Origin of the sequence: Streptomyces sp. NBC_00996 (assembly GCF_045162675.1) — a bacterium.
Taxonomy (GTDB): Bacteria; Actinomycetota; Actinomycetes; order Streptomycetales; family Streptomycetaceae; genus Streptomyces.
Genome location: NZ_CP108723.1, coordinates 10,040,782 through 10,055,620, shown reverse-complemented (window position 1 = coordinate 10,055,620; position 14,839 = coordinate 10,040,782). Strand labels below are relative to the sequence as shown.

Here is a 14,839-nt window from a genome sequence, read left to right as displayed (position 1 = left end):
TCCCTGTCCGGGTCAGGCGGAGGACTCCTCCGGGTCCGGGTGCTCGGGGTGGACGGTCTCCGAGCGCGGGGCGCCCTGTCTGCCCGTGCCCGCCTCGTCCGTGTCGGGGACGTCCGTGGCGGGCTCGCCCTCGTCGGCACCTCCCGGTGCGGGGCGCGCGTCCCAGGGGTCCTCGCCCTCGTACGCCTGTTGGTCCGGCATGTCCCGCGGGATCGGGTCACCGTTCTCGCCGGGACCCTCCTGCCGGTGTTCGGTCACGGCGTACTCCATTCTTCAGCAGGTGGGCCCGGCCCGCACACGATGGCCGGGCCGTCTTCGGCCCGGCGCGAGTACCTCGGGGGTGTGCCGCGAAACCACCCGCTCCGGATCAGTGCGGAGCGCGCTCCTCCAGGGCCGTACGCCAGGCGGGTGACCGGCCCTCTTGTACGGGCTCGGCGCGCCGGCCGCCCCGCGCGAAGAAGTCGGCGAGGGGAAGGATCGCGGCGCCGACGGTGACGGCGTCCGGGCCGAGCCTGCCGAGGTCGATGGAGACGCGCTCCGCCGGGTAGCGCAGGGCGTACGAGGTCGCGTACCGGCGTACGGCCGGCAGGAAGCGGGTGCCCAGCTGGAGGCCCGCCCAGCCGCCGATGAGGATCCGCTCGGGCTGGAAGAGGTTGATCAGGTCGGACAGCCCCGCACCCAGGTACTCGGCGGTCTCCTCCAGGACGGCGAGCGCCACCGGGTCGGGCTCCTCGTCGCCGGCGGGGTAGGCCGCGGCGAGCATCGCGGTGAGCGCGGTCTCCTCGTCGGTGCCCTCCGGGGGGCGTCCGCCCTCCTCGCGCCAGCGGTCCAGGAGCGCCTCCGCGCCCGCGTACGCCTCCAGGCAGCCCAGGGCTCCGCAGCGACAGCGGCGCCCCCTGACCCGTACGGTCAGGTGCCCCCATTCCACGGACCGGCCGTTCTCCACCTCCTCGGTGACGAGGCAGGCGCCGACGCCCGAGCCGAAGAGGACGACGACCGCGTTGCGGGCGCCGCGTCCGGCGCCGAACCACATCTCGGCCTGGCCGAGGGTCCGGGCACCGTTGTCCGCGAAGTACGGGACGCTGTCGGGGAGTTCGCAGGTGGAGCGGAGCAGGGATTCGAGCGGGACCGCGTCCCAGCCGATCGTCTGACCGTGCACCACCGCCCCGCGCTCCGGAGTGCGGGCCACGATGCCGGGGACGCCGATGCCGACACCCAGGAGCTGCTCCGGGGCGATCTCCGCCTCGGCGAGGACCTCGGCGATGCCGTCGCGGATGTGGCCGACGATGACGTCGACGTCGTACTCCTGGCGCTTCAGCGGCCGGTCGGCCTCGAATCCCTGGCGCTCCAACGGCCGTTCGGTGCGGGCGAGTTCGGTGAGGGTGAGGTCGAAGAGCTCGACGCGGACGCGGGTTTCGCCGACATCGACGCCGATCATGTGGCCGCTGCCGGGCGCGACGCGCAGCAGGGTGCGCGGGCGGCCGCCGTCGGAATCGACGCTGCCCGCCTCCTCGACCAGTCCGTCGGCGACGAGTTCGGCGACCACGTTGCTGATGGAACCGGAACTCAGTCCGGTGGCCGGGCCCAGTTCGTAGCGGCTCATCGGCCCGTCGAAATACAACCGTTGCAGTACGGCGGTGCGATTGCCCCGCCGCAGGTCACGCACTGTCCGCCCGTTCCGCCCCGCCATGAGATTCCCTTCCGGCCTGCCCGACCTGCAAGATACCCCTGCGCGATCCCTTGACGCGACTTTCTTCCGGGTCTTAACTCACGTCCTAAATTAAGCCATGAGGGTCGTTCGGGAAGTGAACACACTCCCGTGCGGCTCTCCTCTGGAAAGGGACGCCTGAGCCATGCACAGAATCCGAGCCGCGGCCGCCGGTGCGGTCACTGTCTCCATGCTGACCGCCGTGACCGCCTGTGGTGGCGGCTCGTCGACGGGGGGCGGGTCCAACGACTCGCCGAAGACGCTCACGTACTGGGCCTCGAGCCAAGGCGCCACCATCGAGGTCGACAAAAAGGTCCTCCAGCCCGAACTCGACAAGTTCGAGAAGCAGACCGGGATCAAGGTGAAGCTGGAGGTCGTGCCCTGGTCGGATCTGCTCAACCGGATCCTCACCGCCACCACCTCGGGTCAGGGCCCCGACGTCCTGAACATCGGCAACAGCTGGACCGCCTCCCTGCAGGCCACCGGGGCGCTGCTGCCGTGGGACGCGAAGAACTTCGGCAAGATCGGGGGCAAGGACCGCTTCGTCGACTCGGCCCTCGGGTCGACGGGCGCGCAGGGCAAGGACCCGGCCGCGGTGCCGCTGTACTCGATGGCGTACGCGCTCTACTACAACAAGAAGATGTTCGCCGACGCGGGCATCTCGAAGCCGCCGGCCACCTGGGACGAGCTCATCGCCGACGGCAAGAAGCTCTCCAAGGGCGGCAAGTGGGGCCTGGGCGCCGAGGGCTCGAACCCGTCCGAGAACATCCACCACACCTTCGTCTTCGCCAAGCAGCACGGCGCCGACTTCTTCACCGCCGACGGCAAGCCCGACTTCACCAATGACGGCGTCGTCGCCGCGGTCAAGCAGTACGTCGACCTGATGGCCAAGGACAAGATCATCGCCCCGGGCAACGCCGAGTACGCGCAGAACCAGTCGGTGAGCGACTTCGCCAAGGGCAAGAACGCGATGCTGCTGTGGCAGTCCGCGTCCGCCAACCTCACCTCGCAGGGCATGAGCGAGGACGCCTACGGCATCGCTCCGGTGCCCGTGCAGTCCGGCACCCCGGGCACCGGCACGAACGTCGACTCGATGGTCGCGGGCATCAACCTGGCGGTCTTCAAGAACACCGACAACCTCGACGGCGCCACGAAGTTCGTGAAGTTCATGACCAGCGACGGCGAGCAGAAGATCCTCAACACGGCGTACAGCTCGATCCCGCCGGTCAAGGCAGCTCAGGCGGACACCACGTTCAACACCTCGGCGAACGCCGTCCTGAAGGACACCCTCGCGAAGAGCGCCGCCGCGCTTCCGCAGGTCGCCGACGAGTCCCAGTTCGAGACGGCTGTCGGTACGGCCGTCAAGGACCTGTTCGCGGACGCGGCCGCCGGACGCGCGGTGACCACGGCGTCGGTGAAGGCGAAGCTCGAGAAGGCCCAGCAGCAGATGCCGAAGAAGTGAGTGCGAGCACCGACATGACCACCACGACCGCCTCCGCCGAATCCGGCGAGCGGACGGTGCGCAAGGACTCTCCCGGTGCGGCGCGCGGCCCGCGCCGCACCGGGCGGATCAAACGCATCGGACTGCCTTACCTGCTGCTTCTGCCCGCGCTGGTCCTCGAACTCCTGGTCCACCTGGTGCCGATGGTGATCGGCATCGTGATGAGCTTCAAGGAGCTCACACAGTTCTACATCCGTGACTGGGGCACCGCGCCCTGGTCCGGCCTCGACAACTACAGGGTGTCGGTGGACTTCGACGCACCGGTCGGCGAGGCGCTGCTCCACTCGTTCCTCGTCACCGTCGGCTTCACCCTGCTGTCGGTCGGACTGTGCTGGCTGATCGGCACGGCGGCCGCGATCTACATGCAGGACGCCTTCCGCGGCCGGGGCCTGCTGCGCGCCCTGTTCCTCATCCCGTACGCGCTGCCCGTGTACGCGGCCGTCATCACCTGGGTGTTCATGTTCCAGCACGACAACGGCCTGGTGAACCACATCCTGCACGACCAGCTGCATCTCGGCGACAAGCCGTCCTTCTGGCTGATCGGTGACAACAGCTTCTACGCGCTGCTCACGGTCTCGGTGTGGAAGGGCTGGCCGTTCGCCTTCCTCATCGTCATGGCCGGACTGCAGAACATCCCGGGCGAGCTGTACGAGGCGGCCGCCCTCGACGGGGCCGGCATGTGGCAGCAGATCCGCCGTATCACGCTGCCGTCGCTGCGCCCGGTCAACCAGGTGCTGATCCTGGTGCTGTTCCTGTGGACGTTCAACGACTTCAACACACCGTACGTCCTGTTCGGCAAGACGGCTCCGGAGGCCGCCGACCTCATCTCGGTCCACATCTACCAGGCGTCGTTCGTCACCTGGAACTTCGGCACCGGGTCGGCCATGTCCGTACTCCTGCTGCTCTTCCTGCTGGTCGTGACGGGCGTGTACCTCGTGCTCACCTCACGCGGACGGAGGACCGCCGATGTCTAGGTCCCCGATGGCCCCGCCGCGCTCCTTCCTCTGGTCCCGGCGGATCTTCCTCACCCTGCTCACCGGCTTCGTCCTGGTGCCCGTCTACGTCATGGCCTCCAGCTCTCTGAAGCCGCTCGCGGACGTCACGGGGAAGTTCCGCTGGCTGCCGAGCAGCCTGACCTTCCGCCCGTACATCGACATCTGGTCGACGATCCCGCTCGCGCGGTACTTCGTGAACTCGCTGATCGTGGCGGGCGCGGCGACGCTCTGCTCGGTGGTGATCGCGGTCTTCTCCGCATACGCCGTCAGCCGCTACAGCTTCCGCGGCAGGCGTGTCTTCACGGTCACCGTGCTGTCCACGCAGATGTTCCCCGGCATCCTCTTCCTGCTGCCGCTGTTCCTCATCTACGTCAACATCGGCAACGCCACCGGCATCGCCCTGTTCGGGTCGCGCGGCGGACTGATCCTGACGTATCTCACCTTCTCGCTGCCGTTCTCGATCTGGATGCTGATCGGTTACTTCGACTCGGTGCCGCGCGACCTGGACGAAGCGGCGCTGGTGGACGGCTGCGGGCCGCTCGGAGCGCTGTTCCGGGTCGTCGTTCCGGCCGCGATCCCCGGCATCGTCGCGGTCGCCGTCTACGCCTTCATGACCGCCTGGGGCGAGGTGCTGTTCGCGTCGGTGATGACCAGCGACACCACGCGCACGCTCGCCGTCGGGCTCCAGGGCTATTCCACGCTCAACAACGTGTACTGGAACCAGATCATGGCCGCCTCGCTCGTCGTCAGCGTTCCGGTGGTCGCGGGCTTCCTCCTCCTGCAGCGCTATCTCGTCGCCGGGCTGACGGCGGGAGCCGTCAAGTGACCGACGCTCCTCTTCCCGAAGGGACTTCCGTGACCATCGACCTTGCCGCACTCCCCGAGGACTTCCTGTGGGGCACGGCCACGTCGGCCTATCAGATCGAGGGCGCCGTCGCCGAGGACGGCCGCTCCCCCTCCATCTGGGACACGTTCTCGCACACCCCCGGCAAGATCGACAACGGCGACGACGGGGACCTCGCCTGCGACCACTACCACCGCTGGCGCGAGGACATCGCGCTCATGCGCCGACTCGGCACCAACGCCTACCGGTTGTCGATCGCGTGGCCGCGCGTGGTGCCGGGCGGCGACGGCCCGGTCAACGCCAAGGGGCTCGACTTCTACGACGGGCTGATCGACGCGCTGCTCGAGGCGGGCATCACGCCGTCCGTCACCCTCTACCACTGGGATCTTCCGCAGGTGCTCCAGGACCGGGGCGGCTGGACGGTCCGCCGAACCGCATACGACTTCGCCTCGTACGCGGCGGTCGTCGCGGAGCGGCTGGGTGACCGCGTCAAGCACTGGACCACGCTCAACGAGCCGCTGTGCTCGGCCTGGATCGGCCACCTGGAGGGCCGGATGGCCCCGGGCCTGACCGACCTGACGGCCGCGGTCCGCGCCTCCTATCACCTGCTCCTTGGGCACGGCCTGGCCACCCAGGCGGTCCGCGCCGCGGTACCCGGCGCCCAGGTCGGCATCGTGAACAACCTGTCCAGCGTCGAGGCCGCCACCGACCGCCCCGAGGACATCGCGGCCGCCCACCGCCTGGACGGACACACCAACCGCTGGTGGCTCGACCCGGTCCACGGCCGCGGCTTCCCTGCCGACATGCGCGAGGTGTACAGGGTCGAACTCCCTGAGCTGCCGGGCGACTTGGAGATCATGGCCCAGCCCCTGGACTGGCTGGGCCTCAACTACTACTTCCCGTCCACGGTCGCCGACGACCCCACCGGACCGGCCCCGCGCGTGCGCACGGTCCGCCGTCTCGGTGTGCCCCGCACCGGCATGGACTGGGAGGTGGGCGCCGACGGTATCGGGCGCCTCCTGCTCCGCCTGACCGACGACTACGGCGCCCGCAAGCTGTACGTCACGGAGAACGGCTCCGCCTACCCCGACGTCGTACGCCCCGACGGGACCGTCGACGACCCCGAGCGCACGAAGTACCTGGAACAGCACCTCGCGGCCTGCGCATCGGCGGTCCGCAAGGGCGTTCCGCTCGCCGGCTACTTCGCCTGGTCGCTGCTCGACAACTTCGAGTGGGCGTACGGCTACGACAAGCGCTTCGGGCTCGTGCACGTCGACTACACGACGCAGAAGCGCACGATCAAGGGCAGCGGGCACCGGTACGCGGACATCATCCGGGCGCACGGCGGGCGGGGGCGCAGCGCGGCCTAGGTCCGGCGGATCAGGTCGGAGGGGACCCGCGGCGCCTCATCAGCGCAGGTGAGCGGGTCCTGATGCGTCCAGCTGCAAAGGCGGAGGAGGGCGACTACGCCATGGGGGTCCCCCACGCGAGCGAAGCCGAGCCTGGGGGAGTCGGCAACCGACGACAACGCCGCGGACGGGCGTGCCAGGACCCGCGTCTCCGACATGATCCGCCGGACAGGCCCTAACGGAGTTCGTCGAGGGCGGCGAGCAGTTCCGGGGCCACCGCCTCGCGCACCCAGGCGAGTTGTTCGGCGCCGGTTGCGCGGGGCACGGTCTCGACGAGCATGATCAGGTAGAGGTAGCTGCGATAGAGGGCGAGGCGTTGCCGGGCCGAGGAGTCGAACTCGGCGTGCTTCCTGATAGCCGGTCAGGAAGTCCTTGTCCTGCTTGATGTCGGCGAGCAGTGCCAGCGAGACGAAGTCGGCCAGCGGGTCGCCCCAGAACATGCGCTCGCCGTCGATCAGACCGCCGATCCGGGGCGCCGTGCCCGCCGGGCGCTCCACCAGGATGTTTCCCCGCCACAGGTCGAAGTGGACGAGGCGGGGGACGGTGACCTCGTCCAGGGCGTCGTACGCGGTCTTCGCCGTGCGGGCCACCTCGTCCACGGGGCGGGGCAGCCAGGCGTGGTAGCAGAAGGTGGCGCGCCCCAGCGCCTTCTCCGTCATCCGGAAGTGCGAGGAGCCGAACCGGGGGGATGCGCCGACCAGTTGGCGACGGAAGTTCAGCCCGCCGTACACCGGGCGCTCGTGCGCGGGCGCGGCGTCGTACGCCGTGCCGAAGATCCGGCTCTCCCAGCGCCGGCGGTCACCGCCGGGATGCGCGGTCAGCCCGCCGTTGCTCGTGCCGGTGACGAACTGCGAGCGATACGTGCCGTCCTGGGCCAGCGCATCCAGGATCGGCAGCCCACGTACGAGCCGGTCCGGGTGGAAGTTCAGGGTCACGCGCAGCGTCGGATCCAGCGCGGGACCCCAGGAGCGGGCCGCGACATGACGCAGGGCCCGCTCCCGCGGTGTGCGGCCGTTCCCGAAATGCATTGGATGTCTCCCGCGAGGCTGGGTAACTTGACGCAAACCTAATGCTCCTAGGTTTGCAGGCTCGCGGGTGTCGCCCTCAAGGCCTGCAGGCTCCACACATCCCATCCCGTCGATCCCCCAGGAGAGTCCCCTATGAGATCACTCACCGAGCAGGACATCCGCAACTCATTTATCAACTGCTCCAAGGGGGAGGCCAAGCGCCTCGCGATACCCCGTGACCTCGACGACCGCCCCTGGGACGACCTGGACTTCCTGGGCTGGCGAGATCCCGGAGCGCCGGACCGCAGCTATCTCGTCACCGAACGGGCCGACGACATCGTGGGCGTCACCCTGCGCTTCCCGTCCGCGCAACGCGGCTTCCTGCACCGCAGCATGTGCTCGCTGTGTCTGACGACCCACCCGGGCAACGGGGTCTCGCTGATGACGGCCCGCAAGGCGGGCACGGCCGGCCGCGAGGGCAACTCGGTCGGCGTCTACATGTGCGCCGACCTCGCCTGCTCCCTGTACGTGCGGGGCAAGAAGATCCCCGAACCCGGGGGCCGCTTCGAGGAGACCCTCACGGTGGAGGAGCAGATCGACCGGACGGTGGGACGCCTGTCGGCCTTCCTGGAGAAGCTGTACGTCTGACTCCTTGCGTCCCGGGCGCAGCCGTACGTCTACGTCCTGGAGCTCTCGTGTGCGCCCATGTCCTGCGTGCCGAGGACGGACAGCAGCTCCAGCTGAGGCGATCGCGCTCATCGTCGTCAGGCGCAGCGAGTTCGGGAAGGTTCACTCACTCCCCCATCGTCACCCGTCGGAGCGAAGTCCGAGCCAGGGGATGACTGCCCTGGGGTGGGCGCAGCCCTGGCTGGGGACGCCATACCGGTTGATGGTGGAGGGGACGGCGGGGCACGGCGACGACGTCGACCCGACAGCGCCGATTCCCGCCCTGGCCCCCACTCACCGTGGAGAGAGATCGACATGCCGTTCGCGAACTTCAAGGTCCCTGCCGAGCCCCTCGCCAAGATCCAGCAGACGCCGCAAGCCTCAAAAGGAAGATCCAGCAGACCCGCAGAGAGAGTGACGCCGGCGGCGGGTCAGCCCGCGCTCACCTGCGACCAGTGCAGGAAGCGGTGCTGGATGGACTTCCCGGCGGGCTCTCGTGAGCGCGGCCGGGCTTCACCGATCGGATGCGGCCCGGCGCGCCTGGGGAGGTGCCGTGTGCAACTGCTGGGGCTGGTCGCCGCGTTGCGCGTCGTGCCGGGCGAGGACGCCGAGGAGGTCCGTCACGGTGAGACCGGCCTCAGCCGGGTGCCGGAGGAAGGCCCCGGGATCGATGCTGTAGGTGTTGGAGCGTCCCTGCCGGGTGTGGGAGAGATAGCCCTCCTGCTCCAGATCGGAAATGATCTTCTGGACGGCCCGCTCGGTGAGCCGGCAGCGCACCGCCATGTCTCGGATCCGGATGTTGGCGTCCTCTGCGATCGCGGCCAGCACGCGCGCGTGGTTGGTGAGGAACGTCCAGCCTGTGTGTGTCTCCGGTACTCCACCCATGGAGCCAGGATATGGTGCGCCATTCACGAAAACAAAAGGGTGAAATAAATTTCATGTATCCCTTGACGGGTGACGCGCCCGTGGCAGAGCCTGGAGGAAGTGGAGACGGGCTGATGCCTCGGGAGCGGCTGCCATGTCAGAACGTGCGCTTTCCCTCACGAGCGGAGAGGCTGTCGCCTGCGCTGCGGGCGCCTCGACGAGTGAGCATCTGCAGCCATGGCTGCAGATCGAGACGTACCCGGAAGACGACCGCGTGCTGGTCGTGGTGTCCGGCGACCTCGACATCGACACCGAACAGATGTTGCAGAGCGCCCTGCGCGACGCGCTCGTCGGCTCCGTCAGCGGCGTGGATCTCGATCTGGGCGGAGTCGAGTTCTGCGACTGCTCGGGGCTCAACGTCCTGCTGCGTATGCGCAGGCGTGCGCTGGCGGACGCCAAGAGCCTCGGCATCCGCACCGCCGGCGCCTCGGTCGAGAGGCTGCTCGATCTCACTCACACGCGCCCCCTGTTCGCCTGGACGAACGAGGACGCGCAGTACGAGGATGCCGATCAGGACCTGCGCATCGAACTCCTCCAGCTGCGGCAGGCCATGCAGACCCGCCCCGTCATCGACCTGGCCCGCGGCGTCCTGATGGCCACCTTCGCCCTGAGCGCCGAGGCCGCATGGAAGGTCCTGGTCACCGTCTCCCAGCGCACCAACACCAAACTGCGACACGTGGCCCAGAACTTGGTGAACAGCGTCAACGGCGACCCGCTGCCCGAGCCGCAGCAACAGCAGTTCGCCGCGGCGGTCGCCGATCACAGCACATCCCCGGCGCCGCTCTCGGGCGTTCAGGGCTGAGCGCGGCGACGACTCTCCTCGGTGTCGACTCCCGACGCCCGGCGATGCCGAATCTCCACGCCCGGCCCTGTCAGCCCTCCCCGACGGCGAGCACGATCTTGCCCCGGTTGTCGCGTCGCTCCAGGCGCTCGTGGGCCGCGCGCGCCTGGTCCAGCGGAAGCACCGTCTCGACCGGTACGCGGTATGTGCCGGCCGCGACCCGCCCGGCCAACTCCCGCAGGTCCGCTCGGGGGTCGTAGCCGTGGATCTGCAGATCGGTGAGCTGGAAGCCGAGGACGGCCGCGTTCTTCGGGTAGAAGTCGCGGGTGTCGACGGTGCTCGGCTCCAGCGCGACATTGGCGAGGGCAACCACCCGCCCGCCGTGCCCGATCTCGCGCAGGCTCCGCCCGAAGGCACGGCCGCCGACGGTGTCGAGCACGACGTCGGCGCCGCGCCCCTCGGTCAGCCGCAGCACCTCCTCGACCTCCGCGTCGTCGGGGTGCGCCGAGGTGTCCAGGGTGACGTGGGCGCCCAGTTCGGCGGCCCAGGCGGTCTTCTCCGGTGAACCGGCGACCGCGATCACCCGCGCGCCGGCCTCGGCGGCGATCTGCACTGCCGCGCTGCCGACCCCGCTCGCGGCGGCCTTCACCACCACGGTGTCGTCCTTGGTCACCTTGGCCAGACGGCGCAGGCAGTACCAGGCGGAGAGCCAGGCGACGGGCAGGGTCGCGGCCTCCGTCAGGTCCACGGCGTCCGGCAGGACCGTCACCTGCCCGGCCGGCACGACGGCCAACTCGGCGTAGAAGCCGGGGGCGTTCACTCCGTCCAGGGCCATGACCCGCTGCCCGACACTGATACCGGCCACCCCCTCCCCCACCGCGGCGACGATTCCGGCCGCCTCGACACCCGGTATCAGCGGTGGCCGTCCGGCCCGGTGGTACACCCCGGCACGGATCAGCGCGTCCGCCCGGTTCACGCCCGCTGCCGCGACCTTCACCAGCACCTGGCCGGGGCCCGCGACCGGATCGGGCACCTCCACCGGCACCAGCACCTCGGGCCCACCGAACTCGTCGATCCGCACCGCACGCATACCTGTACCCGCTCTCTCCTGGCGACGCCGGAGCACGCTCCACACGCTGGAGCAGTGACACCGGTTCAACAGGTGTCACGGTGCGACACCGCATGAACCGGTGTCAAGCGCTAAGCTCGGGACATGACCAGCCCCGCCCCGGACCCGATGGCGGCGTTCCCCTTCATCGGCGGCCGCCCCTGCCTGGACTTCGTCGCCACGCTCGGCAAGCGCCACACCGGTCGGCCCTTCGAACGGCTCCCCGACCCGGACGCCCTCGCCCGCTGGATCGGCGAGGCCGGTCTGCTCGCCGGGGCGGACGACGCGCGAGTGCCGGTCACCGAGGGCGATCTGGCCTACGCCCGCACGCTGCGCGAGTCCCTGTACCGCCTCGTACGCGCCGCGATGGACGGAGACCCCCTGAACCCGGCCGATGTCGCGCAGGTCAACGAAGCCGCCGCCCGTCCCGACCTCGCCCCCCAGCTCGGTGAGCCGGACGGCGGCCCGCGGTCGCTCCTGCGTTGGAGGGCCGCGCGGCCCTCCCCGGCAACCCTGGCGACCGTGGCCCGGGACGCTGTCCTGCTGGTCGCCGGCCCCCTGCTGGCCAGGGTCAAGGAGTGCGGGAACCCCGACTGCTCACTGCTCTTCCTGGACGACTCCCAGGCCCGCCGCCGTCGCTGGTGCTCCATGGACCGCTGCGGCAACCTCGCGAAAGTAGCCGGTTACCGGTCCCGCAGCCGCGCCGCCTCCACCCGGTGAAGGTGGATGAGGATGTCGCGGCTCGGGGCGAGCGCGATGTCGTACGGCCTGTCCGGGTGGTCGATGCCGATGCTGCGGGTGGACCTGGCCTTGGTCAGTCAGTCAGCGGCCGGTGACCGGGCCGTGCGCAGATCGACCCCGTAGTCGCGGTACCGCACGCCGTCCAGGGTGTGCTCGTTGGTTCCGGCGCCCGCCGGCCCCGGGCTGAAGCGCTCCATCTTGCCGTCCGGGCCCGTGGCGTTGAACGAGCCACAGTCGAAGTGAGGCCCACACTCACACACGCCGAGCCGAGGCTGTCCCGCAGGGAGGCGACGAGGACTGCGCCCCACCGTGGCGATATGTGCCGAGCAGGAACAGAAGGGGCCCCTGGCCGGCGGTGACGCCGGCCAGGGGCCCCTTGACGCGATTCGTCCGGGTCAGCCGTCGGACTCCGATGACGGGATGTACGCGCCCGGCACGTCATCCGGCGCGAAGATCTTGTCCTCGCCGGGGTACGGCTTCTTCCACTCGTGCGTCTGGTACCACGTGAAGTGGTTCATCTGCGCGGGGTTCGCGAAGTCGGGAATGGCGTTGGGCCCGGTGAGCCGCTGCTTCGACTTCCAGTTCTCCCACTTCGCGGCGAGCGCGTGCTTGTCCGCCGGCACCTTCGCCGACGGCACGGCCGCCGCATTGGGGTCCTGCGGCGCCGGGGTGTCCAGGCCGCAGGCAGGCGGGGTCTTGAGGCCGTCGGTCAGCGAGGTCCGGTTGGGCAGCGCCTTGAACGGCGTGAAGTCCGCGTGCCGGGTGAACGCCCCACGCATCGGGCTGGCCGCGCTGTCCTTCTGGTTCATCGGGTGGACCCCGAGGATCTGCTCGATGGTCCGGATCATCGTGATCTGCGAGTAGTAGTGGCTGTCGACAGTGCCGTGCCGGGCCCAGGGGCTGATGATCTGGATCGGGGCGCGGTGGCCGTCGACGTGGTCGAGGCCGGCCTGCGAGTCGTCCTCGACCACGAAGATCGCGGAGTCCTTCCAGTATTTGCTGTGCGAGATCTCGTCGACGATCCTGCCGGTCGCGAGGTCGTTGTCCGCGACCTGAGCGGCCGCGTTCGCCGGACCACCGGTGTGGTCGCTGGAGAGCCAGAACATGTTCAGGTTCGATGGGCCGTTCTTCTCGAAATCACGCTTCCAGATCTCGTACCGGTACATGTCCGGGACACTGGTGTCGAACTTCGGGAAGCCGTGCACCGACACGTCGTTGAGCGACGGGATCGGCGAGGACGAGTTCAGCGTGTAGGCGGTGTCCTGCCCGGTCGCCTCCATGTTCTTGGAGTCGCAGTACAGGTTCTGCCAGCTCGCGCCGGACGGCTTCGTCAGGAACTGCTGGAACTCGCCGAAGTCGCGCACGGATTTGCCGGCCGCCTGCGCGCCGGTCCAGATGAAGCCTGTCCGCTGGTGGCCGAGAGCGTCGTCCTCGGTGTCGTAGCTGCGCGCGTACTCACCGGCAGAGGACTCGGTGTACTCCGGGTCGTCGGCCTGCATCAGCCAGTTGTGACCCTCGGCAGAGTTCGTGCCGATGTCGTACGTGTTGTCGTACAGCCCGAACTGCTTGGCCAGCGCGTGCTGGTTGGGCGTCACGTTCTCGCCGAACTGCGCCAGCGACGGGTCGCCATTGCCCTGCGAGACGTCCCCGAAGACCTGGTCGTAGGTCCTGTTCTCCTTGACGAGCAGGAAGACGTGCTTGATCGTCGAGGGCTCGCCGAGCCGCTGTGGGACCGGCACCGGCTTCGCCTTGTTCTTGCCCTCGTTCAGCGAGACCGAGCCGCGACTCCAGCCGTTCTGCTTGAAGACCTTGGCCGTCTCGGACCTGATGACGCTGTCGTCCGGCAGCGTGAACCGCTGCACGCTCGACGTCGTGTCGTGGGTGCCGTGCCCGGCGTTGTTGGTGGGGCGGCGGGCGTCGATACCACGGGTGTTGGAGACCAGCACCTGCTTGCCGACGGTGGCGATCTCCGCGGGGAAGTAGTCCGTCGGCAGCAGTCCGACGTAACTGACCGGCTCCTGTGGGGACTTGTACCGGTAGACGGCGACCGCGTTGGCGCGACCGAGCGTCACCAGCAGGTGCCCGTCGTCGGTGAGGGTCACCGCGTCGGGCTCGTAGCCCACCGACGCCTCCGGCCACGGCTGGGTGGCGATGGTCTGCACGACCTTGTCGGTGGAGGTGTTGATGACCGACACGTCGTTGGTGGCGGTGTTGGTGACGAACAGCGCCCCGTTCTTGGCGTACAGGGCGGTCGGGTGCAGACCGACGTCGATGCTCGAGACGGCAGCAGCCGGGTCCGCCAGGTCGATGACGCTGACCGTGCCGGTGGTGGTGGCAGCCGTCTTCGGGTCGGCCGGCACCTGGGTGCCGTACGAGTTGATGGTGGTGTCGCCGGCCTTCGCCGGGCGCCCGCCCTCGTTGCTGACGTAGAGCTTGGTGCCGACCACGGTCATGTCGCGCGGGGCGTTGCCGACAGCCCAGCTCTGCTTGATGGCCCCGGTCGCCGCGTCGATGGCGACCACCCGGTTCTGGCCGTTGACCGCGGAGTACACGGTGGAGCCGTCGGGCGAGAACACCGCCTCGCCGACCAGCGCGTGCTTGGCGCCGTCCGCAGGGATGGTGACGGTCGTCGGGTCGGCGACGCTGCCGTCCGGGTTCACGGTGAACCTGGTGTAGCCGTCGGTCTGGCCGAGCCACAGCTGCGAACCGTCGGGCGAGTACGTGGGGCCTTCCTGGCCCACGCTTTTGTTGCTGATGCGCGGGGTCGACGACGCGGAGTTGCTGACGAGCTGCTGCACCTTCCAGCTCTTCAGGTCCACGATGGACAGCGCCGCCCCGCCGTCGGTGACCGAGGCCGCGACATGGGTGCCGTCCGGGCTGACCGAGGACGACATGATCTTGCCGTTGTTGACAACGAGGCGGTCGCCGTACGGGGCGATGTACTGGTCGCTGGAGACGACCTGACCCTGATCGGTGATCTGGCCGACCTGGTCGGTGCCGAACTGGTGCGTCTGGGCAAAGGCGGCACCGGCGGCGACGAGGGCAAGTGCGGTGATGCCTGCCGTCATCAGTGGTATCCGGCCACCGATGCGTCTGCCTAGAAGGCCGAATCGGTCCTTCTCAACACGCCGGCGGCGGCGGGTTACCTGCATTGA

At 69.3% G+C, this 14,839-nt stretch carries 13 protein-coding genes; 7 read left to right on the top strand and 6 right to left on the bottom strand.

Annotated elements, in window-relative coordinates; translation table 11 throughout:
- Window positions 1-12: 12 nt before the first annotated feature.
- On the bottom strand, window positions 13-258 hold the full coding sequence (locus OG390_RS46520) for a hypothetical protein (protein ID WP_406176525.1): 246 nt from the start codon (window positions 256-258) through the stop codon (window positions 13-15).
- A 109-nt stretch (window positions 259-367) separates the two neighbouring features.
- The gene (locus OG390_RS46515; RefSeq protein WP_406176523.1) at window positions 368-1,690 is read right to left on the bottom strand and encodes an ROK family protein; all 1,323 of its coding nucleotides are present in this window, start codon (window positions 1,688-1,690) and stop codon (window positions 368-370) included.
- A 163-nt stretch (window positions 1,691-1,853) separates the two neighbouring features.
- Here OG390_RS46515 and OG390_RS46510 point away from each other — a divergent pair, with 163 nt between their 5' ends.
- Genes OG390_RS46510 through OG390_RS46495 form a run of 4 tightly spaced genes read left to right on the top strand, consistent with a single transcriptional unit; the run spans window position 1,854 to window position 6,418 of the window.
- Entirely contained in the window at window positions 1,854-3,170 is a 1,317-nt protein-coding gene (locus OG390_RS46510; protein WP_406176522.1) for an ABC transporter substrate-binding protein, read from the top strand.
- Window positions 3,171-3,184: 14 nt separating this feature from the next.
- Complete coding sequence (locus tag OG390_RS46505; RefSeq protein WP_406176520.1) at window positions 3,185-4,183, top strand: carbohydrate ABC transporter permease; 999 nt, start codon at window positions 3,185-3,187, stop codon at window positions 4,181-4,183.
- Between the two features lie 7 nt (window positions 4,184-4,190).
- Window positions 4,191-5,030 (top strand): carbohydrate ABC transporter permease, encoded by an 840-nt coding sequence (locus OG390_RS46500; protein WP_406178272.1) that lies wholly within the window; start codon window positions 4,191-4,193, stop codon window positions 5,028-5,030.
- Between the two features lie 29 nt (window positions 5,031-5,059).
- On the top strand, window positions 5,060-6,418 hold the full coding sequence (locus tag OG390_RS46495; protein WP_406176519.1) for a GH1 family beta-glucosidase: 1,359 nt from the start codon (window positions 5,060-5,062) through the stop codon (window positions 6,416-6,418).
- Here the strand turns inward: OG390_RS46495 and OG390_RS46490 are convergent.
- Window positions 6,415-7,485 (bottom strand): DUF3626 domain-containing protein, encoded by a 1,071-nt coding sequence (locus tag OG390_RS46490; protein WP_406176517.1) that lies wholly within the window; start codon window positions 7,483-7,485, stop codon window positions 6,415-6,417. The genes OG390_RS46495 and OG390_RS46490 overlap by 4 nt on opposite strands.
- Window positions 7,486-7,617: 132 nt before the next feature.
- Here OG390_RS46490 and OG390_RS46485 point away from each other — a divergent pair, with 132 nt between their 5' ends.
- Window positions 7,618-8,112, top strand: coding sequence for an FBP domain-containing protein (locus OG390_RS46485; RefSeq protein ID WP_406176515.1), 495 nt, complete (start codon window positions 7,618-7,620; stop codon window positions 8,110-8,112).
- Between the two features lie 531 nt (window positions 8,113-8,643).
- On the opposite strand, the gene OG390_RS46480 is transcribed toward OG390_RS46485, so the two are convergent.
- Window positions 8,644-9,015 (bottom strand): helix-turn-helix transcriptional regulator, encoded by a 372-nt coding sequence (locus tag OG390_RS46480; protein ID WP_406176513.1) that lies wholly within the window; start codon window positions 9,013-9,015, stop codon window positions 8,644-8,646.
- Between the two features lie 133 nt (window positions 9,016-9,148).
- On the opposite strand from OG390_RS46480, the gene OG390_RS46475 reads away from it, so the two are divergent.
- On the top strand, window positions 9,149-9,856 hold the full coding sequence (locus tag OG390_RS46475; RefSeq protein WP_406176511.1) for an ANTAR domain-containing protein: 708 nt from the start codon (window positions 9,149-9,151) through the stop codon (window positions 9,854-9,856).
- A 70-nt stretch (window positions 9,857-9,926) separates the two neighbouring features.
- Here OG390_RS46475 and OG390_RS46470 read toward each other — a convergent pair whose 3' ends face one another.
- Window positions 9,927-10,925 carry a zinc-binding alcohol dehydrogenase family protein gene (locus OG390_RS46470; protein ID WP_406176509.1) on the bottom strand — a complete coding sequence of 333 codons (999 nt, stop codon included), beginning with the start codon at window positions 10,923-10,925 and terminating at the stop codon, window positions 9,927-9,929.
- A gap of 123 nt (window positions 10,926-11,048) precedes the next feature.
- Here OG390_RS46470 and OG390_RS46465 point away from each other — a divergent pair, with 123 nt between their 5' ends.
- Window positions 11,049-11,663, top strand: a complete 615-nt coding sequence (locus tag OG390_RS46465; protein ID WP_406176507.1) for a CGNR zinc finger domain-containing protein — start codon at window positions 11,049-11,051, stop codon at window positions 11,661-11,663.
- Between the two features lie 416 nt (window positions 11,664-12,079).
- Here the strand turns inward: OG390_RS46465 and OG390_RS46460 are convergent, their stop codons facing one another.
- The gene (locus OG390_RS46460; RefSeq protein ID WP_406176505.1) at window positions 12,080-14,836 is read right to left on the bottom strand and encodes an alkaline phosphatase family protein; all 2,757 of its coding nucleotides are present in this window, start codon (window positions 14,834-14,836) and stop codon (window positions 12,080-12,082) included.
- Window positions 14,837-14,839: the final 3 nt, after the last annotated feature.